General features: G+C 64.9%; 21 protein-coding genes. 4 read left to right on the forward strand and 17 right to left on the reverse strand.

The genetic code is table 11. The annotated features are described in order from the left end of the window. The 5 genes from B9C43_RS54665 to B9C43_RS54695 all read right to left on the reverse strand — a co-directional run. The coding region (locus B9C43_RS54665) for a sigma factor-like helix-turn-helix DNA-binding protein (RefSeq protein ID WP_143447306.1) at positions 1 to 216 on the reverse strand (216 nt) is incomplete at its 3' end. 685 nt (positions 217 to 901) lie between these two features. Continuing rightward, entirely contained in the window at positions 902 to 2,080 is a 1,179-nt protein-coding gene (locus B9C43_RS54680) for a right-handed parallel beta-helix repeat-containing protein (RefSeq protein ID WP_084435041.1), read from the reverse strand. A gap of 28 nt (positions 2,081 to 2,108) precedes the next feature. Then, the gene (locus tag B9C43_RS54685) at positions 2,109 to 3,170 is read right to left on the reverse strand and encodes a glycoside hydrolase family 62 protein (protein WP_084435042.1); all 1,062 of its coding nucleotides are present in this window, start codon (positions 3,168 to 3,170) and stop codon (positions 2,109 to 2,111) included. A 105-nt stretch (positions 3,171 to 3,275) separates the two neighbouring features. Continuing rightward, positions 3,276 to 4,601: a pectate lyase family protein gene (locus B9C43_RS54690; protein WP_160097449.1), complete on the reverse strand. Its 1,326-nt coding sequence runs from the start codon at positions 4,599 to 4,601 to the stop codon at positions 3,276 to 3,278. Between the two features lie 836 nt (positions 4,602 to 5,437). After that, positions 5,438 to 6,448, reverse strand: a complete 1,011-nt coding sequence (locus B9C43_RS54695; RefSeq protein ID WP_084435044.1) for a LacI family DNA-binding transcriptional regulator — start codon at positions 6,446 to 6,448, stop codon at positions 5,438 to 5,440. Between the two features lie 479 nt (positions 6,449 to 6,927). On the opposite strand from B9C43_RS54695, the gene B9C43_RS54700 reads away from it, so the two are divergent. Further along, the gene (locus B9C43_RS54700; protein ID WP_084435045.1) at positions 6,928 to 7,428 is read left to right on the forward strand and encodes an SgcJ/EcaC family oxidoreductase; all 501 of its coding nucleotides are present in this window, start codon (positions 6,928 to 6,930) and stop codon (positions 7,426 to 7,428) included. Here B9C43_RS54700 and B9C43_RS54705 read toward each other — a convergent pair. The 8 genes from B9C43_RS54705 to B9C43_RS54740 form a co-directional block, all read right to left on the reverse strand. Beyond that, positions 7,425 to 7,718: a hypothetical protein gene (locus B9C43_RS54705; RefSeq protein ID WP_084435046.1), complete on the reverse strand. Its 294-nt coding sequence runs from the start codon at positions 7,716 to 7,718 to the stop codon at positions 7,425 to 7,427. The two genes, B9C43_RS54700 and B9C43_RS54705, sit on opposite strands and share 4 nt — an antisense overlap. Positions 7,719 to 7,846: 128 nt before the next feature. Further along, positions 7,847 to 9,100: a pectate lyase family protein gene (locus tag B9C43_RS54710; RefSeq protein ID WP_200826167.1), complete on the reverse strand. Its 1,254-nt coding sequence runs from the start codon at positions 9,098 to 9,100 to the stop codon at positions 7,847 to 7,849. A gap of 131 nt (positions 9,101 to 9,231) precedes the next feature. Further along, positions 9,232 to 10,737, reverse strand: a complete 1,506-nt coding sequence (locus B9C43_RS54715) for a glycoside hydrolase family 43 protein (protein WP_084435047.1) — start codon at positions 10,735 to 10,737, stop codon at positions 9,232 to 9,234. A 177-nt stretch (positions 10,738 to 10,914) separates the two neighbouring features. Continuing rightward, positions 10,915 to 12,147, reverse strand: coding sequence for a glycoside hydrolase family 28 protein (locus B9C43_RS54720; protein ID WP_235039423.1), 1,233 nt, complete (start codon positions 12,145 to 12,147; stop codon positions 10,915 to 10,917). A gap of 324 nt (positions 12,148 to 12,471) precedes the next feature. Continuing rightward, positions 12,472 to 14,016 (reverse strand): carbohydrate-binding protein, encoded by a 1,545-nt coding sequence (locus tag B9C43_RS54725; protein WP_084435049.1) that lies wholly within the window; start codon positions 14,014 to 14,016, stop codon positions 12,472 to 12,474. Positions 14,017 to 14,032: 16 nt separating this feature from the next. Further along, the gene (locus B9C43_RS54730) at positions 14,033 to 15,046 is read right to left on the reverse strand and encodes a pectate lyase family protein (RefSeq protein ID WP_084435050.1); all 1,014 of its coding nucleotides are present in this window, start codon (positions 15,044 to 15,046) and stop codon (positions 14,033 to 14,035) included. Between the two features lie 14 nt (positions 15,047 to 15,060). Continuing rightward, positions 15,061 to 16,044 (reverse strand): pectate lyase family protein, encoded by a 984-nt coding sequence (locus B9C43_RS54735; RefSeq protein WP_084435059.1) that lies wholly within the window; start codon positions 16,042 to 16,044, stop codon positions 15,061 to 15,063. A 136-nt stretch (positions 16,045 to 16,180) separates the two neighbouring features. Then, on the reverse strand, positions 16,181 to 16,969 hold the full coding sequence (locus tag B9C43_RS54740; protein WP_084435051.1) for a pectate lyase: 789 nt from the start codon (positions 16,967 to 16,969) through the stop codon (positions 16,181 to 16,183). Between the two features lie 633 nt (positions 16,970 to 17,602). Between B9C43_RS54740 and B9C43_RS54750 the strand changes: the two genes are divergently transcribed. Then, positions 17,603 to 18,544, forward strand: a complete 942-nt coding sequence (locus B9C43_RS54750) for a pectate lyase family protein (protein WP_268811654.1) — start codon at positions 17,603 to 17,605, stop codon at positions 18,542 to 18,544. A gap of 498 nt (positions 18,545 to 19,042) precedes the next feature. On the opposite strand, the gene B9C43_RS54760 is transcribed toward B9C43_RS54750, so the two are convergent. Genes B9C43_RS54760 through B9C43_RS54770 form a run of 3 tightly spaced genes read right to left on the reverse strand, consistent with a single transcriptional unit; the run spans position 19,043 to position 22,983 of the window. Further along, positions 19,043 to 20,455 carry a glycoside hydrolase family 43 protein gene (locus B9C43_RS54760; RefSeq protein WP_235039424.1) on the reverse strand — a complete coding sequence of 471 codons (1,413 nt, stop codon included), beginning with the start codon at positions 20,453 to 20,455 and terminating at the stop codon, positions 19,043 to 19,045. A 19-nt stretch (positions 20,456 to 20,474) separates the two neighbouring features. After that, entirely contained in the window at positions 20,475 to 21,581 is a 1,107-nt protein-coding gene (locus tag B9C43_RS54765; RefSeq protein ID WP_235039425.1) for a glycoside hydrolase family 10 protein, read from the reverse strand. A 25-nt stretch (positions 21,582 to 21,606) separates the two neighbouring features. Then, positions 21,607 to 22,983, reverse strand: a complete 1,377-nt coding sequence (locus tag B9C43_RS54770; RefSeq protein WP_084435056.1) for a glycoside hydrolase family 43 protein — start codon at positions 22,981 to 22,983, stop codon at positions 21,607 to 21,609. 1,187 nt (positions 22,984 to 24,170) lie between these two features. Here B9C43_RS54770 and B9C43_RS59495 point away from each other — a divergent pair. Further along, positions 24,171 to 24,434, forward strand: a complete 264-nt coding sequence (locus B9C43_RS59495; protein WP_235039426.1) for a transposase — start codon at positions 24,171 to 24,173, stop codon at positions 24,432 to 24,434. 196 nt (positions 24,435 to 24,630) lie between these two features. Next, on the forward strand, positions 24,631 to 24,777 hold the full coding sequence (locus B9C43_RS57345) for a hypothetical protein (RefSeq protein ID WP_160097451.1): 147 nt from the start codon (positions 24,631 to 24,633) through the stop codon (positions 24,775 to 24,777). Positions 24,778 to 24,888: 111 nt separating this feature from the next. Here the strand turns inward: B9C43_RS57345 and B9C43_RS54780 are convergent, their stop codons facing one another. Beyond that, the gene (locus tag B9C43_RS54780) at positions 24,889 to 25,221 is read right to left on the reverse strand and encodes a MerR family transcriptional regulator (protein ID WP_084435057.1); all 333 of its coding nucleotides are present in this window, start codon (positions 25,219 to 25,221) and stop codon (positions 24,889 to 24,891) included. Between the last annotated feature and the right edge of the window lie 298 nt (positions 25,222 to 25,519).

Genomic DNA, 25,519 nt, shown 5'->3' on the forward strand with positions numbered 1-25,519 from the left:
CGTCGGAAATGCCTGCAGCAACTCACGAATCCGCGGTTCCACAGCATCCACAATGGACCCCTTCGGCTGCCGCACGTACTTCGGCGGCGCATCCGAGGCCAACGCGGCGCGCACCGTGTTCCTTGAGACGCCCAACACCCGGGCGATCGCCTTGATCGGCAACCCTTCCGCCCGGTGCAACCTGCGAATCTCAGCCCAATCTTCCACGGACAACACCCTTCGTCCTCCCTGGCTCGGCTCGAGCCAGAGTCACCGGACAGGGGGTCAAAATTCGGATGCCACGCCGGGGTCAGTTTTCACGTGCCGTCGACACCAGTCACCAATCTCCCGTCGGCGACGGCACAGCGCACGTTGCGGGGACGCTGTCGGTGTGGCCAACCAAAGGTGGTCCTGCCGATCGACCTGTCGCGGGAACCAGCACCCATGTACTTGTTGACCAGATCCGTCGGCGTTATCCGACGCACGTCGACGCCGGATCGGCACTGGGTCCGCATCACCAGGCGGCGCTGGATCTGGTGATCACTGACGTGCTGCGCACCTGGCACATTCTTGATCAGCAAGATACAGGGTGACCATCAGTCTGGCGTCATGTCCGCGTTTGCGCGGTTTCTCTCGCGTCATTTGCAGCGAGAATCAGCCACGTGCCGGATGTCCCTGTGGTCAACCACTGCGCTGCCTTCCATCGAACGATCGTGGTCGTTGACATTGCACGCTTCACCGATCCTGCGCGCACCGAACTTCACCAGGCCACAGTCCATGAAGGGCTGTACGCGGTGCTGGCAGCCACCTTCGCCGATGCGGGCGTCGATCTGGCCGCGTGCGCGGTCGAAGATCCTGGTGACGGCGCGTTGATACTTGCGGGGACCGGTCGCCGATCGGTCCCCGCAAGGTCACGAAGACGCTAGAACCGGGCACCCACGTCGGCGCCGTTGCTCGGACGCAGGAATGTCGAGGACGGGATGGAGCCGTCCGCTTTCCTCGGTCCGGTGATCGTGCTCGGGTTCGTGCTCACCAAGGACCACGAGCCGCCGATGTCCCACGAATTGCCGCTTCCCTTGGAGGTTGAACCCAATGACACGTTGGTGCCGTTGGCCACCGCGAGGTTCTTGGTCAACGTGCTTGAGGAACGGTTGAAGTTGAACCCCGTCTTGGGGTTGTCCCATGCGGTGCAGCGCTCGATCCTGTGGTTGCCTGGGTTGTTGTTGTCGATGAAGCCGCCGACCGCGTTGTCCCACGTCATGCTGTTGCGCACGGTGTGGTTGGCCGACACGCTGTTGCCGCCCAGCTTGAAGCCGTTGCCGTCACCGGTGAAGTCGGGCAGGTTCCACCGGTTGAACCCGTTGCCCCACGCGAGGCTGTTCTCCACCAGGATGGGCGATTCGAACATCCAGAAGTCCAGGCCGTCGTCGGAGTTGTTCCACAGCCTCGCGCCGCGCACCACGTTGCCGCTGCCGGAACCTTCCTTGATGGCCAGGCCGTCCGCGCTTTCCCCGTTCTTGCGCGGATCGCGGTTGCCGTACGCGTCCAGGTTGATGATCTGGTTATTGCTCGACGACAGCACCAGGTGCAGCCCGGACTCGTAGTTGTCCCTCGTGACAAGGCGGTCGAAGACGTTGTTGCTGGTGTCCAGGCCGAAGATGCCGTACGGGCCGTGGATGATCTCCAGACCGATCAGCCGCCAGTGGTCACCCTCGATGTGGATCGCGCCGCGCTCAGGCCGCGGAATGGTCGAACCTACCGCGCCGGGCGTGTACGGCATGTTCTCACCGTCGATGATCACGCGCTCACTGTTGTAGTTGCGCATCGTGATGGGCTGACTGGAGGTGCCGTTCTTGAGAATCTGGATGTTGGTACTCGGCGCGTACGTGCCGCCCCGGATGTAGATGGTGTGGCCGGGCTGGGCGAGGTCGACCGCTTTCTGGATGGAGCGCAGGGGCGACGCCAACGTGCCGGGATTGCTGTCGTTGCCGTTGGTCGCCACGTACAACGTGGAGTCCGCCGCTGTCGCCGTGAACGTGGGCAATGCCAGCACCGCGCACGCGACCACAGCAGTGCCCGCTACGAGCGGTTTCCATCTCATGGTGTCTCCGATCGTGGTGACGTCGGTGTCAGCAGGTGGAGTTGGTCTGGGTCAGCAGTCCGAGCCGCCAGGGCAGGAGGTTGTAGGGATCCGTGGCGTTGGGATCCATGCCCTGGTACACAAAGCGCAGGTTGCACGGGCTGATGGTCAGCGTCTGGTCGATGCCGTCGCGGATCATCTCGCCGTGGCTGATATCCCTGGTCCAGGCCGCACCGTCGAACGTGACGTTGTTCGAGCGCGCGAAGGGATTGGCCTCGGTGTCGGCCAACGCGGTCCACGGGCCGGTGATCGCGGGCGCGGTCCAGGACCGGAAGTATCGCTTGCCGTCCGAGCCGATCGCCTCGACGATCAGCATGTAGGTGTTGCTGCCCGTCACCTTGTAGACGTTGGGCGCTTCGAACAGCTTGAACTTGTTCGGATCCTGCAGGGCGATCACCGTGTTGCCCATGCCGTTCGGGAAGTTCGCCACCGTCGTCTCCGACCGGTACAGGTGTCCGTTGTCGTCGGAGGAGAACAGGTAGCACTTCGCACTGTCGCAGATCACCCAGAAATCGACCCAGTGGCCGTTGCCGATGTTGTCCTTGATGATCTGCGGCATACCGTTGGCGTAAAAGTTCTTGGGCGCGCTCCACGACCGCGGGTTGGCAATGTCCGAAGTGGTCGAATACGCCGCGTTCGCACCGGTCTGGTAGACGAGGTACCACAGCCGCTTCGGCGCGAAGTAGAACACGTGCGGTGCCGCCTTGTAGCCGCCCCCGATCGCGGTCTGGTCCAAGTAGTGGTGCTGTGCGGAGCCCGCCTGCGACCAGTCGGTGAAGTTCAGGTACACCATGCTGTAGCCGCCGTTGTTGTTCGTCGTGGTGGCGAACACGTGGTACCGGCCATTGTGGTACGCCACGGACGGGTCCTTCACCGCCCGGATGTTGTGCGTGGCGTCCGACTTCGGCGCGACGAGCACACCACTGGAACGCCACTGGAATTTCGTCGGCAGGCTGCCGGCTTGGGTCGAGGCGGCGTAAGCATTTCCGGACAGCGCGATGAGCGTGGCAGCCAACAGAGTGGCGCACATGATGACAGGGTTCAGGCGCATCGTTGGTCTCCATGAGGTTTCAGCGAACGAGGGGCCACGTTGTGGAGACGGCGACCAGCCTGTGGCAGGTCGCCGTCTCCAGTTGCCCTGGCCAGGAAGCGGAAGTCAGAGCTTGCCCGCGCCTGCACCCGACGTGACGGATGACTTGACCGTGCTGACGTTGTCCGCGGTGTAGTTGTACGGGAGAGGAGCTACAGTGCCGTTGGTCTCACACGGTCCGGAGTTGGTGAGCGAGTTGTTGCGGGCCACCAACCGTCCGGGATCGGACTCCCCATACCCACTCGCCGACCAGCACGCCTGCTGCACGTTCTCAAAGGCGTTGCCCTCCACGAGCAGTCCGGCGTCCATGAGGGAGGCGATGGCATACGAGGCGGAGTTGTGGTTGACGTTGGAGTAGTAGTTGTTGAACACGTGGACCGTCTCGCCGAAGCGCACCCGCGGGCCGCGCTCGAATGTACGGTTGAACCAGTTGTGGTGATAGGTGACCCGTAGGTGGCCGCGGTCCTCACTGGCGTTGCCATCGGAGTGGCCGACCAGCGAGGTCTTCCAGTGATCGCGGATGACGTTCCACGACACCGTGATGTAGTCGGCGCCGTGGGTGATGTCCAGCATGCCGTCGTAGAAGTCGGGGTCGTTCTCGATGGTGCTGGACATGGTGTTGTGATCGATCCACACGTGAGTGGCACTCTCGATCTGGATCGCGTCGTTACCACGCACCCCGCGGATGTTCATGTTCTGGATGATCACGTTGGCCGGGCGCATGTCCTCGATGTTGAGAGTGGTGCCGGAGATCCCCGAGTTGGCACCGACGCCCCGGATCGTCTTGTTGGCACTGATCTCAACGGTGCCCGAGCCACTGAGCATGCCGTTCACCAGGATGGTCCTGGCACCCGAGGCCTGCGCCTGGGTCCGGAAGTCGGCGAAACTGCTCACGGTGACCGTGGCACCGCCCGCGCCACCGGTGGTTCCACCGGCCTGCGTGGCCCAGCCGACGATCCCGCCAGGCGGCTGACTGCCGCCACCGATTTCGAAGTCGAGGTAGTCGATGTTGGGCAGGCCGTTGGCGGTGGTGGGGCTCAGCCGGATGGTGTTGCTCCCCGCGTTCACCGGGACGCTCAACGTCTTGGTCGCCCAACTCGACCAGGCCCCGGTGCCCTCGAACGACAGCGCCTGCACCGCGGAGCCGTTCACGACCAGGCTGGCCGGCCGAGCCGTGGTGGTCCCGTTGGCGAACCGCACCCCCAACGTCGCGGTACCCGACACCGACGCGTTCACCGTGAGCTGGGCATAGCCGCTCGTCGCGTTGGCACCATTGCAGAATCCACTGCCGGAGTAACCGGACCAGTTGGAATCGATCGTGCCGGAACACACCGCCGGCGAGGTCTCCGCTTCATACCTGGTAGGCGCGGCCTGCGCAGTGGACGATGCCACTACAACCAGAGCACCAGCTAACAGGCCGACACACGCAATCATGGGTCTCACGCGCATAGTACGTCTCCGTGGGGTCAGCTCGTCGTATGGCAGGGTTGGACGAGGGTCGCCTCCTCGACTCGGCGCCAGACACAGTTGTACGGACAGCGCTGACTTGCCGAGCGCGTACGTGACCAGCACTGACGCCAGACGACCACGCCCAGCGCGGAAGGCGCTTTCCTGCTGCAGGGCAACAGGATCTGCCGATGAACGCGAGGACCGACTCCGAGGCTGGCGGCAAACCCCGCCGCCCCGCAGTCCCACATTCACAGGGCACACATCGATCGAGGCGCAACTGTGCCGCACCCAGCGAAATCGATCGTTCGACGGGAGCGACGAACACGGTGCCCCTGAGGCTTCCTCGGTCACCGAGAAGGGAAAGCGCTTTCCCAATGTCATGCTATGTCGTCAGCAACGCGGGGTCAACGGCGAATTCTGGGGTTATGAGGCGCCGCACCGTGAGCTATGGCCTCTGCCTGCGGTGATCATAGGCTTTCTGCCTAGGCCATGACCGTGCGACGTGGTGACGGCGGCTGCATCTGATCCTCGTTCGGCTGGCCGGTTGGCTGGTTCTGCTCAGGCAGTCGCCGGCGTCGAACGACTCGTATGTCCACAGTGGAGTCAAGGCGAGGAGGACGGCAGGATCACAGCGGTCCAGGCGAACAGGGGCGCGCAGACAACGGCGAATGCGCTGTAGGTTCCGAGAATCGTGCCCGCCGGCGTCGGTGTCGGGAAGTTGGGGTGAGAAATTCGCGGCTGCTGGCCTTCGACGGGCCATGCGCTTCGCTGGTACGTGATCAGAGCTTGGTGCTGTCACGCAGGATGGCCTCGCCCTTGACACGGATGACCCGGCGTTGTTCGCCGGGCTGATCCGCCATCGCCATGGACGCGGCCATTCTGCCCATGTCCGCGAGCGGCAGCCGGACGGTCGTGAGCGAGGGCGCCACATCCCTGAGCGTGGGAATGTCGTCGAAACCCGCGACGGCCACGTCGTCCGGCACCGTCAAGCCACGTTCGCGCACGGCCGCCATAGCCCCGATCGCCATCACATCGTTGACCGCGAACACGCAGCCCGGCTTTGACCTGCGATCGAGCAACTCGGACATCGCCTGGTAGCCACCGTCACGAGTGAAGTCACTGTGCACGGTGACGTTAGGCCGCTTGCCTCGCTCGCTCAGGCCGTCGGTGAATCCTTCAACCCTGTCCCTCGCTGTGAGCAGGCTGTCGGGACCGGCGAGCACACCAAATGTCTTGTGCCCCCGCTCTACCAGCGCGAGCGCAAGGTCCTTGGCACTCGCCCGATTCTGTGGCAGGACGGTGTCAGCGCCCAGTTTGTCCTGGCCGACCGCCACCACCCGACCTCCACTGGCCGTGAACTCCGCGATCGCCTCGGCGAGCCGTCGCGTGTGCGCGTTGTCCGTGGTCCGGCTCCCCACCATGATCAGCGCCCTGGCCCGGCGGGCACGCATCGTGGTGACGTACCGCAACTCCTGCTCCTGCCGCCGCAAGGTCGTCCCCAGCATCATCTCGCCGCTGGGCTCGACCACCTCCATCGCCGCTGCGGCGATGACCGAGAAATACGGATCTTGGATATCCGGCACCACAAGGCCGACGACATCGCTACGCCCCCTGGCGACCGCCTGAGCGAACGCGTTCGCCGTGTAGCCGAGCTCGGCGGCCGCGGCCAATACCCGCTCCCGAAACCGCGCTCCCACCATCCGCTCACTGCCGTTCACCACACGGGATGCCGTCGCCAAGGACACCCCTGCCCGCTGCGCGACCTGCGCGAGGGTGACCTGTGATCCCACGCCCGACCTCCGTTCAGCGGCAAGCGCTTTCCAGCGTACCGAAGGTGGGAGCTCCTGCTCTGTGACAACTTGCCAACGACCGCATGTAGAACGGCACAACGAAGCGTGTCGATCTCGGCTGCACAGTGGCCTGCCAGGCGCGGCACTAGGCCGGCTTGACGCTGGTAGCGCATTTCTCCATGCCGCAGCGGTACCGGTTCACAGTGCGAGAACGGTCGTCGTGTCCGCTCCTACAGCAGACAAATCACCGCTACACGCCAGGAACTCGGCAGCGTGTAGCGCAGCACACCCGTCGGCCCAGATCGTTGATCATGCTCATGCCCGCCATCAGCCGAACCCACAGTCCACCACGGGCTGTAACAACCTGAACCTTGTCGGAAAGCTGGCGTTTTCCTGGCCTTGCCCTGGCCGGGCGTTTCCCTAGCGAACTCCACAGTGGAGATAACGGATCACCCAATCAGGCAAGGAAAGCAGGAACAATGCGTGACAAGATTCGCGGCGGAGCCGTGGCCGGAGGGTTAACACTGGCGCTGCTCGCCGCTGGATGCTCCACCAGCAACGCGCAGAACCAGACCCCACCCGCACCACTACCCGCCACACCCTCCAAAGAGGACATCTCGGAGCAGTTCGACATCTGGAACGCGACACTGGCCACCGGGGACCCCAACAAAGTCGCCGACCTCTACGCACCAGACGCCGTACTCCTACCAACAGTATCGAACAAGGTCCGGACAAACCGCGCCGAAATCCTCGACTACTTCCAGCACTTCCTGCAGAACAAACCATCCGGAACAATCGACCAGGAACTGATCACCGTCCTCGACCCGGACACCGCGATCAACACCGGCGTCTATCACTTCAACCTCACCAAAGACGGCAAACCGCAACGAGTAAACGCGCGCTACACCTACGTCTACGAACACCGCAAGGGCACATGGCTCATCATCAACCACCACTCCTCCGCCATGCCCGAAAGCTAATCCCAACACAGACCGCCGCTGACGGCATCGGCCTGAAATTTTTCCAAGGCCTGCCGTGTGGCCGTGACCTGCGGGGTCAGACTGCCGCGGGGTTCGTATCCCACAGTCGAGCTGAGCTTGCCCGGGCGCCGTCTGCCTGGCTTGGCGTGGAGCTGCGGCGCAGGGCTGCCCTCGACGTGAACGCCAGCGTCCTCAGTGGATGCGACGCCGTAGATCTCGTTGCGGTCCATGCCTGCCGTTATGAACTGCTCGACCGCACCCTCATCTGGAACCAACGCCCGTCTCGCCATCCGCCGATGCCAGCGTTGGGGCGGCATCCTCAACGAGTACCACCACGCCGCCTCACCTGCACGGATCACATTTTCGGCAAGCGCAACGATATTCCGCCCGCCGCATGGCTCATCCAGACGAAACGCGGTCATCGGACAAGGCTGTTGAGGTATCTCTCCACATTGGAGTAGCCGTCTGTGCCGATGTCGTCGCCGTCTCCGGCGTTGCCGGGGTTGAGGCCGTTCGCCCGTTCCCATGCGTCCGGCATGCCGTCACGATCGGTGTCGGTCGGCGCCGTGCCGCCGGCGAGACTGCCAAAACCACCGACACTCGCCGGGTCGGTGATGATCGCACCGCTCTGACTGACGACATCCGCCGTGATACGCCGGTCGATGGAGTCGCGGCGCAGTGATGCCCCGGCCTGCGCCAGCACCGTGCGGTACGCCTCCGCGGCCGGCATGGACGGGACCACCGGGTAGGGGAACGGATCTTGTTCCACCACCACGTTGCCGAGTTCCTCTCTGGTCACCGGCACACCGTCGAGCACCTTGTTCTTGTTGCCGTCGTGGTAGTTGCCCGCGGCGTAGATGTGGAAGTTGAGGTTCCCCCGCGTGAAAGGACTGCCGGAGCCGGTCGACGGCCCCTTGACGAAGTAGTTGTCCACCACGTTCGCGTCGCTGCGCCCGGCGGAATCGCCTTCGATGTAGGCGTCTGAACCCCAGTTGTAGACGAGGTTGCTGACGAACTGGTTGCGGCCCTTGACCTTCGGGTTGCGGGTCTTGTTGTGCGCGTACAGGCTGCGGTAGATCGTGACGCCGTCGCTCTGGACCAGACCACCGCAGGAATGCGGGTCCAGGCCCTCGGCGATGATGGAGTTCTGCACTGTGATGCCTGTGCTGTTGTTGATGGAGAAGTTCTCGTCACGGCCCCAGGACACCGACACGTGATCGAAGATCTGGTCACGCCCCTCGTTGATCGTCACGCCGTCGCGGTTCTGGTTCGGCGTCAGGCCGTGCCGGAAGCGTATGTACCGGATGACGACGTTGGTCGCACTCGACGTCGACACCTGGTAGCCGCGAGTCGCGATGCCCTCCCCCGGCGCCGTCTGCCCGGCGACGGTGATGTTGCTCTTGATGCTCAGCGGCGACTTCAGCTCGATGTACCCACCGACGTCGAAGACGACGATCCGAGGGCCGGTGCTCACCGCGTCGCGCAGCGAACCCGAGCCGGAATCGTTGAGGTTGGTCACCTGGTACACCTGTCCGCCGCGGCCACCGGTGGCCTGCGCACCGAATCCCACTGCGCCGGGGAACGCAGGCGCCGCAGCAGCAGCAACGGCTCCTGGTGCGATCAGTGCACCGCAGGCGATGATCACCGCAGCGAGAGCCGGAAGTCGTCTCATGGTGGGCCTCCATGTCTGTTCGGCGAAGGGGCATGCGGCGGACGAGTGCAAGGAGGTTCGCCGCCGTGGCCATTCGGTTCCTGGCCGGGATCACTCCAGCAGACACGTGGCGGCTTCCCCGGCCCGTGTTGTCAACTGCCTGGGCGCACTCGGAACCAGTCGAACTCCGCCGCGCTGCCCGGAGTGGTGTGCTGCGGGCCAGTGGCGAAAAGGCCGACGGTGGCGCCGATCCACCTGCCCGGGGTTGCCTGGAACGGCGCACCGACCGGGACGAACCCGTGACCGTCCACATTGGCCGCGAACTGGCAGACCGCTCCGGAGGTCACGGTCACCCGTAGCCGCACCGGACCGCGTCCTCTGGGCACCGGTACCGGGGTGGCAGCGTCCACCTCGGGAGCGTCCTTCGCCGCGGTACGGCAGGCCAGCACGATCCGGTCGCCGTCGCGGTACAGGCCCACCCAGCAGTAGGTGTCGCCCAGCATCACCAGCCCGGCCCGGGCACCCGGGGTCGTAGTGGACAGAGTCATCGAGGTTGTGGCGGTGAAGGTTTCAGCGGGCAGCCGTTGGCCCAGCACGTTGGGCAGCAACCGCAGGTCGTGGGTGTCCGGGCTGGGCCAGCAGACCAGCCTGAGCCGGCTGGGGAACCGGCGCAACGACCACCAGGCCGAGTTGGCGTTGGCCTGCCACACCCACTGATTGCCCAACTCCGGTCCGGTGAACTCGTCGCTGGTGGCCGGCGCGGTCACCTTCACGCGGCCATCGACTCGCGGCTTGGTGTACACCAGCACCGGGGTACCGCGGCCGGTGCCGTCGTCGGTGCCCATCACGGGCCATCCGTCGGCGCGCCACCGCATGGGCTGCAGGTGCACCACACGCCCGTAGGCGTCGCGGTCCTGGAAGTGCAGGAACCAGTCCTCGCCGCCCGCGGTGGTCACCCAGGCGCCCTGGTGTGGGCCGTTGATCGGACTGTTGCCCTGCTCCAGCACGATACGGTCCTCGTAAGGCCCCCAGATGCCGCGCGAGCGGAACGCCGACTGCCAGCCATACTTCACTCCCCCGGCCGGGGCGAAGATCCAGTACCAGCCGTCCCGTTTGTACAGCTTCGGCCCTTCCAGCGTCCGGTAGCCAAGCAGTTCGTCGCCGTTGACCACGATCCGGCCCTCGTCGAGCACACTGGTGCCGTCCGGGCTCATCCGGTGCAGCGTCAACCGGTTGTTGATGCCACTGCGGCTCTTCGCCCACGCGTGGATCAGGTAGGTCTGCCCGTCGTCATCCCACAGTGGACACGGATCGATCAGTCCTTTGCCCAGCTTGACAGGGTGCGGCTTGCTCCACGGCCCACGCGGGTCGGTCGCGGTCACGACGAAGATCCCGAAGTCCGGGTCCGGGTAGAAGATCCAGAACTTGCCGTCGTGGTGCCGCAGTGCCGGTGCCCACACCCCGCCGCCATGCCGCGGCACGCTGAAGTGGTCCTTCGGCTCCAACTCGGTCAAGGCGTGCCCGATGATGGTCCAGTTGACCAAGTCGATCGACCGCAGCACCGGCAGCCCGGGTATCCGGTTGAACGTGGAGACGGTCAGGTAGAAGTACTTGCCCACCCGGACGGCGTCCGGATCCGACCAGTCGGCGTTGAGCACCGGGTTGCGATAGCGGCCATCCCCAGATCCGCCACCCACGGCAGCCGCGCCGTGTCGAGGGCCGCGGCATCGGCCGTGGCCGTTTCGCCGAGCACCACCGACCCGGCCACCGCACCGAGCCCGGCCTGCAGCACCCGCCTTCGGCTGTGTCCGCGCACTGTTCGCCTCCGTTCCGGATCAGGCAGCGGTGTCCGGCAGCCGCTGACCGTTCTCGTAGACCTCACGCAGCCTCAGGCCGGTCACGTTCTCGACGATGTCGGGCTGGCTGACCTGTTTGAAGTTCACCCGGGTCAGTCGCACGTCCCGGATCGGAGCCTCCGGATACCCGCGCAGCGACAACGCGCGGCGGGCGGTCTCCACGGTCATGTCGCGGATGTCGATGCCACGCACCAGCGGGTTGAAACCGTGTCCCGGCCCTTCGTCATAGTTGAAGTCGATCTCGATCGCCGAGGCGGCTACCGTTCCGACGGTGATGTCCCTGGCGTAGAAGTTCTCGACGAAGCCACCGCGCATCGAATTGGTCTTGAACCGCAACGCGATGTCCAGATCCGGACTACTCAGGTGCAGGTTCCGCGCGAACACGTCACGCACCCCGCCCGACATCTCACTGCCGACGGTGACGCCACCATGGCCGGCGCGGAATTGGCAGTCCTCAACGAGAATCAGCTCGCTGGGGACGTTCACCCGCCTGCCGTCGGCGTTGCGACCGGACTTGATCGCGATGCAGTCGTCGCCGGTGTCGAAGCTGCAGCCCCGGATGACCACGTAACGGCTGGACTCCGGGTTGCACCCGTCGTTGTTGGGGCCGTGGGTGTTCACCGTCACGTCGCGAACCAGGACGTTCTCCGACAACACCGGATGGATCTCCCACATCGGGGAGTTGTGGACGGTGATGCCCTCGATCAACACGTTGCGGCACCGGTAGGGCTGGATGAAGCTCGGCCGCAGGTACCCGCCCTCGCCGAACACCCGCTGCTCGACCGGCACTGCCTGTTCGGCCATGGCACGCAGCCGGTCTCGCGCCGCTGTCTGACTGGGCTGCCCCGGCTGCCAGCCGTACCTCGTTTTACCGCTCCACGGCCACCAGTGCGCATTGTCCGACTGTGCGTCCACCGTCCCGCGTCCGGTGACCGCGATGTCGTGCTGCCCATAGGCGTAGATCATCGGCGAGTAGTTGTACAGCTCGGTGCCCTCGAACCGGGTCAGCACCACCGGAAGGTACGCCCGCGGATCCGTGACGAACGCGATCGTGGCGTCCTTGGTGATGTGCAGGTTGATGTTGCTGAGCAAGCGAATCGCACCAGTGGCGAACCGGCCCGCCGGCACCACCACGTGCCCGCCGCCACTGCCCGCGCACGCCTGGATCGCCCTGCGGAACGCGGTCGTGCAATCGGTGACCCCGTCGCCCACCGCACCAAACCGTGTCACGTCGAAGTACCGGTGCGCAAACCGTGGAGGCCTTACCCTCGCGGCGAGGACATCGGCCCGCCGCCACGGATCGCTCCCCGATGTCGGCCCGGATGTCGGCCCCGCCGTCGCCGCGCCGTGCCCGAGCAACACTCCGGACGCGGCTCCACCGGTGAGGACGCCGATACGTCTGAGAAACTCCCGCCGCCGAAACCCTTCCATCACACAGAGCCCTTTCCATCACACCCGCGGCGCCAAGGTGTCTCTCCTGCAAGAGAAACCTGTTTCTCCTGCAGGAGAGACACCTTCGACGAGAGCCGGGACCGGTCAGCCGAAGGTCACGACGAGGCGGCCGTCCGCGGCGAAGGACCACCTCAGGGTGCCGTTGTAGGCCGAGCATCGGGACCCGTTCGAGCCGGACCAGAACTGGTTCGAGCTGTCGGCGTTGCCCACGATCCGGTCGTTCGACCCGCTGTTGCACGAGGTGTTGTTCCGGAACACCGAGCTGCCGCCGTCGAAGTTGAAGTTGCGTTGCTCGTTGCCGATGCTGACGTTGTCCGAGATCGTCATCGTGCCGAGGTTGCGGTTGTAGGTGAACCCGTGCTTGCCGTTGTCGTAGGCGACGTTGCGGCGGACGACGTGGTTGACCCCGATGTCCTCACCACCGAGCTTGTAGCCGTTGCGGTCGCCGTTCCCGGCCTGGGAACCGTCACTCAGGGTGCCGTTGCCGTAGGCCAGTGAGTCCTCAATGGTCACCACGCCGATGGCTCCCGTGTCCGACTTGGTGTACAGGTCGTAGCCGTCGTCGATGTTGTTGTGGGACACGGTGTATCGGAAGACGTTGCCAGGGCCGACGGTCAGCTTCGGAGCGAAACCGTCGGCGTCCTCGCCGTCGGAGTCGGCATTGTCGTGCGACTCCGCGCTCAGGATGAGGTTGTTGGCCGGCCACTGGTCCTTGGGAGTGCTGGAGAGCATCCGCGAGAGCTGCAGCCCCGAGTCGCGGTTGAAACGCGTCACCGTGCGCTCGAAGATGTTGTTGCTGCCGCCGACGAAGATCCCGTTGTCACCGGCACGCTGGACGATGATGCCGTGGACGTGCCAGTACGATCCGTTCACGGCAAGCCCGCGGTTGGCTGGGTCCTCGCTCTGCGCCGAGAAGTTCAGCACCGGGGTCTCACCAGGGTGGGCGGACAGTTTCTTGCGGGCGCTCGAGGTGCCGTTGTTGCCTGCCGCGATGGTGACCGTCTGCGAGAAGTTGTACGTGCCGCCACGCATCGAGATCGTCCCGCCGGCAGCGATGCGCGTGATCGCCGAGGTGAGGGTCGTCGGATCCGATATCGTTCCGGTCGCGCTGTCTCGGCCGTTGGGTGCCACGTACAACGTGTCGGCGGGCTGCGGTCCGCCATCCGTGGTGAGGTCGAGGTAGTCGATGTTCGGCAGGCCTGCGGGGCTGGTCGGGTTGAGCCGGATCGCGTTGCTGCCCGAGTTCACGTTGACGGTGAAGGTCTTGGTGACCCAGGTGTCCCACGCACCCGTGCCTTCGAACGAGACTGACTGCACGGTCGTACCGTTGACGATCAGGTCGGCGGGACGGCTGCCGGTGGTGCCGTTGGCGAACCGCACCGCCACCGTCGCCGAACCTGCCGCCGAAGCACTCACCGTGGACTGGGCGTAGGCGCCCGTCGCGTTGTTGCCGTTGCAGAAGCCCGAACCGGAGAACCCGGACCAGTTGCTGTCGATCGTGCCGGTGCAGACCGCCGGGGAGGTCTCGGCCTCATAGCGTGCGGTCGCGGCGACCGCCGAGCCAGGGACCACCAACCCCACCGCTCCCGCCGCCAGGGCGGCACCGACGATAAGAAGTTTGCGTCTCATCATCCATCTCCAAGTGTCAAAGGGTGGCCTGGGATCCCGCGCCCGCCATCACGCTCGCCGGGACCTTGTCGCACGGCTGAAGGGTGTACTTGTACGGGATTTTCGCCACGCTGCCACGGGTCTTCGGCTTGCCGGAGTCGGTGAAGCAGTTCTTGCGGGACACCAGGTTGCCGGGCTGGGTGCCGACCACGTCGAGCTGGAACGGCTCGGCCACGCCCTGGAAGTAGTTGCCTTCCACCAGGATGCCGGCGTCCGAACTGGACCGGACACCGTACTTGCTGACGCTCCGGTAGTAGTTGTTGTAGACGTGCGCCGGGTTGCCGAAGCGCACCCACGGGTTGCGCTCCACGGTGCCGTCGAAGAAGTTGTGGTGGTAGGTGACGTTCAGCCGTCCCTTGTCCTGGGCGCTGTTGTCCGGGTTGTGGCCCACCAGCATGTTCTTGCCGTGGGTGCTGTGGTTCCACGAGATGGTGACGAACGAGGAGCCGCGCTTGACGTCGGCCGCGCCGTCATAGCCGCTGACGAACGTGTTGTGGTCGATCCAGACGTGGTGCGAGAACATCTGGATGTTGATCGCGTCGTCGGCCCAGTCGTCGAACGTCAGGTTCTGGATGATGACGTTGTGGACGGCGGTGGCGGGCGGCTGGGTGACGCTGTCGTTCGCCGGCAGGCCGATGTTCAGGCCGCCGCCGGTGAGGCCGGAGCCGGCGCTGAGCCCGATGATGGTCTTGTCGGAGGTGACGTCGTGCATCGGACCGGGTAGGTCGATCATCCCGTCGACCTGGACGATCAGCGGCCCCTGCCGGGCGATCGCGGCGAGGAACTCGTTCGCCGTGTCCACCACCACAGTCGGGCCACCGGCGCCGCCGGTGGTGCCGTTCTGACCCCACCCCGGCATGGCAGCGAAGCCCTCCGGCGTGCCGACGGCACCCGTCACGGGCTCCGCGCCCGCGGTGGTCGGTGCGGCTGCCATGATGGTCCCGGCGACCAACGCGCCGACCAGCGTGCCGCAGAGTTTGCGGTATCTCATGGCGTGGTCATCTCCTAAAGGCCGATGCCGCTCTGCGGTCCGGCGTACTGCCGCAGCATCGCCGGGATGTCCGCGGCCGGGTGGAGGGTGTACGAGTAGAAGCTGCTCGGGTTGAACGCCGAGCCCTTCGACTTCACGCGGCCGGAGGCCCAGGAGCTGTTGACCACGATCTCGCCGCGCTGGACCAGTTCGGCTTTGTCGGTCACGTAGTACGGGTCACGCACGCCGTCGTAGTAGCTGTTCTCGATGACCGCCTTGGTCGATCCGCGCACGTGCGTACCGGACGTACGAATGTTCTGCAGGTAGTTGTTGTACAGGTGGCCGTAGGCGACGTTGTCCACCGCAGGGTTGCGGGTCGTGTTGTTTTGGAACCAGTTGTGGTGGATGGTGATCCGGGTCGTGACGTTCTCAGTCCAGCCGATGCCGAAAGTCTTGTTGTTGTCCACGATGTGGTTCCACGACACCGTCAGGTTGGTGTTGTCCTTGCGGCTGTCGATGAGCCCGTCGTTCACCCGGGTCAGCCGGTTGTGGTCGATCCAGATGCGGTCGGCGGTGTCCATCTGGATCGCGTCGTAGTCGTAGCCGTCGTCTCCGGGGTCGTCGTCGGGCATACGAGTGTCGCGGATGGTCAGATTGCGGATGATCACGTTCGAGACGCCGGCGCGGAGGATGAAACCGCCGCCGACGACCTGGCCGCTGAGGCCGACGCCAACGATGGTCTTGTTGGACGCGACCCGCAGCTCGGTTCCCTTGGGGCTGATATTGACCGTCCCCGCGACCCGGATGATGTACGGCTCGCTCGCGGTCACGTACCGGTTGAGGTCGGCCTGGTTGGTCACCGTGACCGTCTGTCCACCGGCACCGCCGGTGGTGCCCCGCGCAAACCCGTCCGGGACATTGGAATACGGGATCGCAGCGGCCTGCGCGGCGGGTTGTGAGAGTACGACGAGTGCGCTGGCCAACAAGCCGACGCATGCGATCATGGGTTTGACAAGCATTGGCGCGTCTCCGTAAGGCTCGTCGAATGACATGTGGACGTGCAGATGCAGCTCTTCTGTCGTGAGTGGACTGATGGTGCTGATCAATGGAACGGCCGGGCTGGGCCGCGGTTCGCGGTCCAGCCCGGCCGGGGCATTATTGATAGATGATGTCGGACGCGGAGTAGATGCAGTTCTTCCCGTCCGCACCTGTTCCGACCTTCTTGGCGTCGCCCTGTCCCTTCTTGACACCGTTGTACTTGTCGCAGATGGGGACTTTCCTGTCCTTGTCACCGACCATGGTGATCCGGCTCAGCCGCGCGGTGTCGCCGTAGTTCACGTTGATGCTGACGACGTTGCTCGCCTTCATCTCGATCCGCACGTTCTCCACCCGCACGTGCCGGGTCTGTGGGTTGCTGCTGCAGTTACCACAGGTCCGAACGAGCTTGCCGATGCCTTGCGCGGCAAAGTTGCGGACGATCATCGTGCCGGGAGCGTTGTGCTGGAACACCTTGTCACTCGCGTTCAGCGCACCCCCGCCGTCGATGGTCATCGTCTGTGAAGCCGACTTGCCCATGAACGTGGCGGCATCCTCACCCACGTCCTCCCACCACACGTTGCGCAACGTGCAGGTGCCCAGACAATGCACACCATCCGCACCAGGCTTGCCGATGATCACATTCGACAGAGTGGCACCATCGGCCAGCTCGAACACGGCCTTCTGACTCTCACCGCCGCCGCCATCACCCAGTCCCTTGGGAATGACTCGCTTCATCCCGTAGTCGCGCGAACCGGAGAACTTGACCGTGCTCGTCACGGTCTCCTCGCCTTTCGCCGGCGGCACCGTCAACGCCTGCGCGGGCTGCGCGACCACCACGATCACACCCGCAGCGACAACACCGGCGAACCCGCCTGACAGGACTCGACGCCACCTCGTCGTGGCCATAGAACCTCCGATAGCACTTAGCAGGGTGGCTGTCCCAAAAGGGAAAGCCTTGTTGTGCAAAGCCGGCTCTGTCGTCGGACAGTACGCACGGAAAGCGCTTTCCGCAAGGGTCCGGTGATCGTGCCGCTCGTGAAACCCCTTTCATTCGCGGCCGTCACTATTCGCTTCTTTCCGCGTATCCGGTCTCGCGCTCAACTCTGCCAAGTACGCGTTGACGAAGAGGGCGCGGCCGGGCGTAACTTCGGAAAGCGCTTTCTTGGCGTAGCGCGCGGCGCAAGGCGGTGCTCAGCGTTCCTGCGCGCCGGCGAACAGCCGCGGATACCCACCAGATCCGATGGAGGTTCGCGATGAATTCAGACTCATGGCGCAATGCCGTAAACGGCGGACCGCGATACTGGGCGCGGTCGCGATGATGGCCGGCACGCTCGCGGTCACACAGCTGACGGCTAACGCCGCGGACGCCTCGACCACCGTGGCCGACATCGGCTGGGCGACGCAGGCGGGTGGAACCACCGGTGGTTCCGCGGCGGCCCCCGCGCAGATCTACACCGTCTCAACCAAATCGCAGTTGATGGCGGCAGTCGTGGGCACCGACCCGGCCACCGGGAAACCAACAAGAAGGCCCCGAAAATCATCAAGTGGGCCAGCACCATCGACATGACCGAGGGCAAGCCCTACACCAACCACGATGACCAGAAGAACCGCGGAGAGACCAAGCTCCAGCCGAACACGACGATCATCGGCGTGGGCTCCAACGCCTACCTGCCCAACGGCTGGTTCATGATCCGCAAGGTGGACAACGTCATCATCCGCAACATCAAGGTGACCAACCCGTGCGACCTGGAACCGGAGTGGGATTCCAACGACGGCCCGGGCAACTACAACTCGGAGTGGGACGGTCTGACCGTGGACGGCGCCACCCACGTGTGGATCGACCACATGTCGTTCACCGACGCGCCGCTCACCGACGACAAACTCCCGTTGGGCAAGAAGGACAAGAACGGGGTGGCCAAGCGCGTCCAGTGCCATGACGGCGCCTTGGACGTCAAGAACGCCTCGGACTATGTGACCGTCTCGAACACCGTCTTCGAGAAGCACGACAAGAACGACCTCATTGGACAGTCCGACAGCAACACAAGCGACGAGGGACACCAGACCATCAGCTTCGTCGGCAACCTGTTCCGCGACATCGGCCAGCGCGCACCACGAGTGCGTTTCGGCATGGTGCACGCCGCGAACAACTACTACGTGGGCAGCAAATCAGACCCGACCTACCCACACCTCTACAGCATCGGCACCGGTCTACGGTCGAAAATCATCTCTGACAACAACGTCTTCGAGATCACCGGAGCCGCAGCCTGTTCCTGCACCGCCGTGGTGAAGAACCCGAACACGGACAACCCTGAAGGAAACTTCAAGGACACCGGCTCGATCGTCAACGGGACGACACTGACCGGCTGCACCGCGCCCACCGCCGTCGGCTGGTCCCTCCCCAGCGGCTACCCCTACCCGAAGCTCGCCACCTCACAGGTCAAGGCCGCCGTCCTCGCCAACGCGGGAACCGGCAAGATCTGACACACGCCCGCTCCACACGACTGCGGGGCGATACGGCAGCACAAGCGCGCGACCGCGACGCCGTCGTGGTCGCGACGCCGCCAAGCCCCGGGCACGGAAGGGCACCGCAGCTATCAGCAGCCTATATGCCTGTCGGACGCGACCAAGCGATCGGAGGCAGATGTCGCCGTGTCGGCACGATCCCGTTGGGATGTCAGGCTTTCGGCGGCTCGCGCGATGACAGCGATGTGCTCGCGTTCCAGACACGATGCCCGGACCAGAGTGGATCTGGCAGAGCCATCCGCCCTGTGCTCGCCGCCGAGCTCGCTCCTGGCTCGATCGTGAGCCAGGAGGCCAGCCATGTCACGGCGGGGTGAAGTCGGCGCTTGTGACAGTCCAAGCAGGACCGACGCCGAACACGAGGTCGAACAGGCCCGCGTGTGGTTGATCAGCATCGTCGAGCAGCAACGCAGGCTGCGCCTCGACGCCACCCTCGCGGTCCGAACACGACGATCTTGCTCATCGCTCCGCTCCTTCGCTGTGTGATTCCGCGGTGCCGTTGAACTGCCACCAGTTCACGTTGAACAGGTAGCCGCTCGCGCCGGTGAACCGGAAGTACACGTCGTATGTTCCGGTCGCACCGCTCACCGGGCAGGACACGGTCGTCCAGTTCTGCCAACCACCGGTGCCCGCGACACCGCACCTGCCCACCAGTGTCCCGGTGGCGCTGCCAAGCCGGAGCTCGATGTTGCCGCCGCTCGTGGCCGACGCCACCCGTGCGGTGAAGGACGTCGCGCCGACACCGAAGGCGACGCCCTTGACCTTGATCGAGTCTCCGTTCTCGATCCACCCGACGTTCATCCCGCCCTCGCTCGACGGCTCCGTCTCGATGCCGGTCCCCCAGGCGATCGTCTCGGCTTCCTGGCGGACGTACGGATTCAGCGTTGCCACCTGCGGTGGACCCGCCGTCGTCATGTTGATCGTCGGGATCGTGCCGTTGGCGTTGTAGGTGAACCTCTCCACAGCAACCGAACGGGTGAAGCCGCTGCCGCCCGGCAACGCGCCGTTGTGGTAGAAGAAGTAGGAACTCCCCTTGAAATCGATGATCCCCGGGTGGTTGGTGAAGCTCCTGCCCTGCCTCGGCATGATCGTCCCTCGGTAGGTCCACGGCCCAGTGGGACCCGGCGCTGTCGAGTACGCGATGAACTCCGAGCAGCATTCCGCCGCGAACACGTTGTAGTACAAGCCGTTGCGCTTGTAGACCCAAGGCGCCTCCTCGTACAGCGTCGGACGGCTCGGATTCCCGGTTCGGGTGCCGAACCCCGCGGTGGTGAGAGGGATCTGGGTCGGGCTGCCCGAGAAGGAGATCATGTCGGCGTTCAGCCGCACGTACCACAGGTTCGGGTTTCCCCAGTACAGATACGCCTGCCCGGTGTCGTCGATGAAGGCCGCCGGGTCGATCTCGCCGTTCTCCACCAGCGGACGCCCGAGAGCGTCCCGGAAGGGCCCGGTGGGGCTGTCGGAAACCCCTACCCCGATGGCCATCCGGCCGGTCGTCCGGTTGGTGACCGGTACGTACCAGTAGAACGTGCCGTTCCTGGCGATGGTGTGGCCCGCCCATGCGTTGGAGCTCGCCCAGGAGAAGGTGGCCAGGCTCATTGGGGAGCCGTGATCGGTCCAGTTCACCATGTCCGCGGACGACCACACCCGCCACTCCCGCATGGTGAAGTTCGTGGAGCCGTCCTCGTCGTGTCCTGTGTAGAGGTACACACGGCCGTTGTGCACCAGCGGCGCCGGGTCGGCGGTGTAGATGTGTTGGACAATCGGGTTGTCCGCCTTGGCCACCGCCGGGAACAGTGCCAGAACACAGACGACGCTCGCGATCCAGGCGATGCCGCGCCTGGCTCTCCTGCGGATCGAGGTGCGTTTCACCAGTACCTCCGTTGGCGCATCAGGCGACGGTGTAAGTCGCGCCGTTGAGGGTGTATGAGTTTGGCTCGGCGGTGTTGCCGCTGTTGCGGTTCACCGACGCGTACCACGCGGTGGTGTCGATGACACCCGGCGGTGGGGTGGTGCCGGCGTTGAGGGCGTCGAGCACGGCGGTGTAAGCGGGTTTCTTGTTGCCCGCTCCGTCGAACAACAGCGAGTTCTGCCCGACCCGCCAATAGTCGGTGTCCCGGATTCCCCACACCGTGATGCCCGTGCACCGCGCGACCGCGAGGCAGGAGCGGGTGACGCTGCCGTAGACGGCGGCCTGGTTGGCGCCCGCGATGTCCAGTTCGGTGATCTGCACATCCACGCCGAGGTTGGCGAAGCGCTGCAGATTGGCCTGGTAGTCGGCCGGCACGGAGTTGGTCAGGTGGGACTGGAAACCGACGTAGTCGATCGGCACACCACGGTTCTTAAAGTCGACCACCATGTTGTAGATCGCGGTGCTCTTGGCGTTGATCCCGTCGGTGTTGTAGTCGTTGTAGCACAGCTTCGCACCCGGATCGGCCGCGCGGGCCGCGCGGAACGCGACCTCGATCCAGTCGTTGCCGGTGCGCTGCAGGTTCGAATCCCGCCGCGCTCCACTGCCACCGTCGGCGAACGCCTCGTTCACCACGTCCCAGGAATGGATCTGCCCGCGGAAGTGGGTGGCGACCTGGGTGATGTGGTTGACCATCGCCGACCGCAGCGAACTACCCGACAGGGCCTGGGCCCAGCCTGGTTGCTGCGAGTGCCAGGCGAGGGTGTGTCCGCGCACCGACATGCCACGGCTCCGGGCGTGGTTGACGATCCGGTCAGCGTTCGCGAAGTTGAACGAACCCCGGGACGGCTCGGTCGCGTCCCACTTCATCTCATTCTCGGGTGTGACGCTGTTGAACTCGCGGTTCAGGATCGTGACGTAGGTGTTGTCACTGAGCTTGCCGGCCGCGACGGCCGCACCGAAGTAGCGGCCCTTCTCAGCCGCCGCGGCACCAAGTGTCGTGGCCGCGTCAGCCGTGCCGGCGAACACCGACACCAACCCGGCGAAGACCAATCCGACAGCGAGCAACACCGTTGTCAATCTCTGCATCGAATGGCCCATCAGGGATTCCCTTTTACGGAGTGATCCGGAACGTCGCGTCCTGCCGCTCGGTCGCCGTGCTGATCGGGTCGATGCGCAGCAGACTGTTGGCGTGCCGCAGATAGCGGTCGGGGAAGTTGTGCGAGCGGAACGACGTCCACGCCGAGTCGGCCAGGCCGGCGACACGGTGGAAGGTCGCGTCGGCGCGGAACGTAGCCGTGTTGTCGTTCGGGTCGAGACGGAGCGCGTAACCGGAGTGCCGGAGATACCGGTCAGGCACGTTCACCGACTGGAACGAAACCCCGGCCGAGTCGGTGAGTCCCGGGACCATCCGCCACATCTGGTCCTGGTACGGGTCGAACGGGTACGGATCGAGCCGGGCGACGTAGTTGGCATGTCGCACATAGCGGTCCGGGAAGTTCGAGGACTTCAGTCGCACCCAGTTTGGGGTACCCCATCGGGTGACGGCGGCGTTGTACTCGGCGTCGGTGATGCCGACCATCGAGCCGTGTTTCGCGTTCAGCGGCGGGGTGTAGTCACGCTGGTTCATCACCGTCCACGCACCCGAGGTGATGTTGCTCGAGGACCAGGCGTAGTAGTCGCTGTTGACCGGGCTGAACGAGTCACCCCACAGCCGCCAACCGCCCTCGTTGGTCTTCAACAGCAGTGGCGCCTCGATCGCGTTGCCCTGCCGCAACCCACCGGTGTAGGTGGTGAAACTGTTCGGCGCACCGGTCGACGACCGGGCGCCGTAGAGGTTCCCGTTGGCGAGGTTCTTGTAGTACAGGTACGTCGTGCCGCCATCGACGACGATGTCACCGTCGAGGACGCCGAAGCCGGGACTGAAGAAGACCTGTGGGCTGCTGACGGTCCGGAAGTCGGTGGTGTAGTTCACCATGAGCACGTCGCCTCCGGAGTTGGCGGAGTAGACGATGCCGTACTGCCTACGGGCCGCGTCCCAGAACACCGTCGGCGCCCACGTGTGGGTGTTGGCGAGCGTGTGCATCCGGATCCGGCGGTAACCGGTGAAGCTGGTCAGGTTCGTCGAGTCCCACACGTGCAGGTACTGGCTGTTCCGACTGAAGTCGATGCCCTTCAGGTCCGTGGCGACGACCACGAACGTGCCGTCCTGCTTCCGGTGCACGAACGGATCGCGCAAACCCATTTCGCCCTCGGTTGGGGTGACGACCGGGTTGTTCTGGTTCAACGGCGTCCAGTTCAGACCGTCGCGACTCACCGCGAGGTGCAGGCCGTAGTCGGCGCCGACCATGTTCGGTGACTCAGTGAAATAGGTCATGAGATAGGCCGTGTTCGCGGCCGGTTGGGCGTGTGCCGTGCGTGCCACACCGGTGGCGGCGATCGCCGCCCCGGCCACGGCGGCCCTGGTGAAGGTCCGTCTACTGACGGTCACTGTGCAGCCCTTTCCGCTACGGGGTCGACAGTTCGAAGCTGGAGGGCGGCACTGACCTCGAGGAGGTTGCCCACACCGTGACCACCGGGCTACCGGACGCGGCCTGGGCCAGCGGGTGCGGCGCCGAGGTGAACGTGAACCCCGCAGCCGCCAAGGCTGTGCACGCGGTGGTGAGCGCGTGGACAAGTCGTGTGCGAGGTCGAGTGGGCATCGTTGCCCTTTCCCATCTGTCCGACGAGATCGGGACCGAGGTCAGGCCGCCGCACGGGAGAGCGCATGAATGCGTTCACGCACCGCACGCCCGGGGGACAAGAGATTCATCGCGGTCGTACCGCGCACAAGTGCCGCACCGCACATGAGAACTCCATCATCGTTGACGGGGAGCACCCCGCGCACGACAAAGGTGCTCGATCAGCAGCCTCGTACATCAGGCGATGTGTGAACGCTAACACAATCGCGATGCCTCTAACAAGCCGCTTGTAGCAGGGAAACCACTCAGCGTCCCCAACCAGGCGGTTCATCAGAATGTGAGCGCAAACATTAAATTGGCGCAGCACGATAGAGCGTGCGTGCTCGCCCTGTACCGCTCGAGAAGTCGTCGCGCCAGGTCAGCGAACAAGACAAGGGCGCTTGGATCATGGCCGGGTGATCGTGTCGCTGCTGTACCGACTGACCCGACGACTGCTCTCCGTTCCGACGGTGTTGCTGCGCTGTGACATCAGCAAGGACGCCGAGGGTTCTCGTGCTGCGGCACGAGAACGCCGTCCTGCGCCGCCAGATCACAGGCCACGTCCGGTATGAACCAGCGGATCGTTTCTGGTTTGCCGTGCTATCCTCGCCGCTTCCCCGACGCCGCTGGCACGAGGTCTTCCCGGTCCAACCCGCGACAATCCTGGCCTGGCATCGCAGGTTCATCGCCAGAAAATGGGACTACTGCGCACGTCGACGTCCCAACGGACGGCCACCTACTCACGCGACGATCACGAAGCTCGTCCTTCGCCTGGCCAACGACAACCCGCGCTGGGGCCACCGGAGGATCCAAGGCGAACTGGCCGGGCTCGGGCATCGGATCGCCGCATCCGCTGTCTGGAAGATCCTGAACTCGGCCGGCATCGATCCCGCCCCACGCCGAACCGGTCCTTTCTGGAAGCAGTTCCTTGCCAGCCAGGCCCGCGGCATCATCGCGGATGAACGCACACTGCGAACGGGTCATCAGAACCCTGCGCAGCGAGGTGTGCGACCACGTTCTGATCCTCAACGAAGCACACGCCCGCCACGTTCTCGCCGAATACCAGCGGCACTACAATCAGCATCGGCCTCACCAAGCCCGGCAACAACGACCATCCGAGTCCCACCGGCAGCCGGACACAGCACATACGGCCAACACCCGCACATTGCTACGCACCCGCGTCCTCAATGGACTCATCAACGAGTACCGGTACGCGGCTTGACGTGCAGCGACCACTTTTCGAGCGGTACAGGAGTTGTTCCGCGAAGACCGCCTAGCCACCGCGCTGACCTACTTCGGTGGCGCCGCGCCCATCACCACCGCGGCCACCGTCGAACTGTCCCTCACCTGGATCCCATCCGAGTCAGGAGAAGTGGGGCTCGGCTTCGCCTCGGTCGGCACCGGGAGAGCTGGCCGGCTTGGCACGGTACGCCCAGGACCGGATACAGGCCCAGGACAACGGTAAGGCACTGCGCATCCTCGACCAGACCATGGCCGACGTCGACTACCGGCGCCGCACCGGTGCCCGGCTATCAGGGCAGCAGGAGCGCGAGGCGCGGGAGTAAGAGTCCGGGTCTGCGCAGGCTCGTGGCGCTGCAGTTTGGGGCCGGAGTGTCACTACGTCAGCCGAGCTGTCGTCGGATGTGGTGCCGCGCGGTCTGAAGGCCGCGCGGCTGTCAGTCGTGTTGGCGCAGTGCGGCGTTGAGCCGTTGCGCCTCGTGGAGTTGGTCTTCGAGAGTGACGATCCGGCAGGCGGCGTCCAGGCCCGTGCCTTGATCCACCAGTTCCCGCACTCGGGCGGCCAACCGCAACTGGTAGCGCGAATAACGGCGGTGCCCACCAGCCGAACGCTGCGGCTCGATCAGTTTCGCCTCATCCAAGCTACGCAGAAATCCCGGCGTGGTGCCCAGCATCTCCGCGGCCCGGCCCATCGTGTAGGCCGGGTAATGCTCATCATCAAACTTGTCACCCGCGCCGGGCGCGGGCGTGCCCCGTGGGTCAGGGATCATCGCACCTCCACATCACAAGAGGCCCCGGAGCGCGCATGCGCCCGGGGCCCCTGGGTTTGGGTTTCATCATCGTCAACCGATCGTGCGATCGGCTTGAAGTACCCGCATCCAACCAACGGCTGGAAATCACGGGGATCGCTTGTCAGTAACCGAGAACCACCTACCAATCCGATGGGACTGCGGTACCCGCCCGGCGAACGACAGCCACGGCGGGCGATCTGATGAAGTGACCCTCCCCTTCTCTGTTGTCTGTCCTGTTCGATCCGTACAGCCGTGGCGATCACCGTCTGGAACCCCT

The organism is Kibdelosporangium aridum, from assembly GCF_900176515.1.
Taxonomy (GTDB): Bacteria; Actinomycetota; Actinomycetes; order Mycobacteriales; family Pseudonocardiaceae; genus Kibdelosporangium; species Kibdelosporangium aridum.

Excerpts from the sequence above, each read along its gene's own strand:
- B9C43_RS59495 (WP_235039426.1), top strand. The coding sequence starts at position 24,171 with ATGAACGCACACTGCGAACGGGTCATCAGAACCCTGCGCAGCGAGGTG.
- B9C43_RS54705 (WP_084435046.1), bottom strand. The coding sequence starts at position 7,718 with ATGGCGAGACGGGCGTTGGTTCCAGATGAGGGTGCGGTCGAGCAGTTC.
- B9C43_RS54735 (WP_084435059.1), bottom strand. The coding sequence starts at position 16,044 with ATGCTTGTCAAACCCATGATCGCATGCGTCGGCTTGTTGGCCAGCGCA.
- B9C43_RS54680 (WP_084435041.1), bottom strand. The coding sequence starts at position 2,080 with ATGAGATGGAAACCGCTCGTAGCGGGCACTGCTGTGGTCGCGTGCGCG.
- B9C43_RS54710 (WP_200826167.1), bottom strand. The coding sequence starts at position 9,100 with ATGAGACGACTTCCGGCTCTCGCTGCGGTGATCATCGCCTGCGGTGCA.
- B9C43_RS54730 (WP_084435050.1), bottom strand. The coding sequence starts at position 15,046 with ATGAGATACCGCAAACTCTGCGGCACGCTGGTCGGCGCGTTGGTCGCC.
- B9C43_RS54765 (WP_235039425.1), bottom strand. The coding sequence starts at position 21,581 with ATGCAGAGATTGACAACGGTGTTGCTCGCTGTCGGATTGGTCTTCGCC.
- B9C43_RS54780 (WP_084435057.1), bottom strand. The coding sequence starts at position 25,221 with ATGATCCCTGACCCACGGGGCACGCCCGCGCCCGGCGCGGGTGACAAG.
- B9C43_RS54725 (WP_084435049.1), bottom strand. The coding sequence starts at position 14,016 with ATGAGACGCAAACTTCTTATCGTCGGTGCCGCCCTGGCGGCGGGAGCG.
- B9C43_RS54740 (WP_084435051.1), bottom strand. The coding sequence starts at position 16,969 with ATGGCCACGACGAGGTGGCGTCGAGTCCTGTCAGGCGGGTTCGCCGGT.
- B9C43_RS54700 (WP_084435045.1), top strand. The coding sequence starts at position 6,928 with ATGCGTGACAAGATTCGCGGCGGAGCCGTGGCCGGAGGGTTAACACTG.
- B9C43_RS54685 (WP_084435042.1), bottom strand. The coding sequence starts at position 3,170 with ATGCGCCTGAACCCTGTCATCATGTGCGCCACTCTGTTGGCTGCCACG.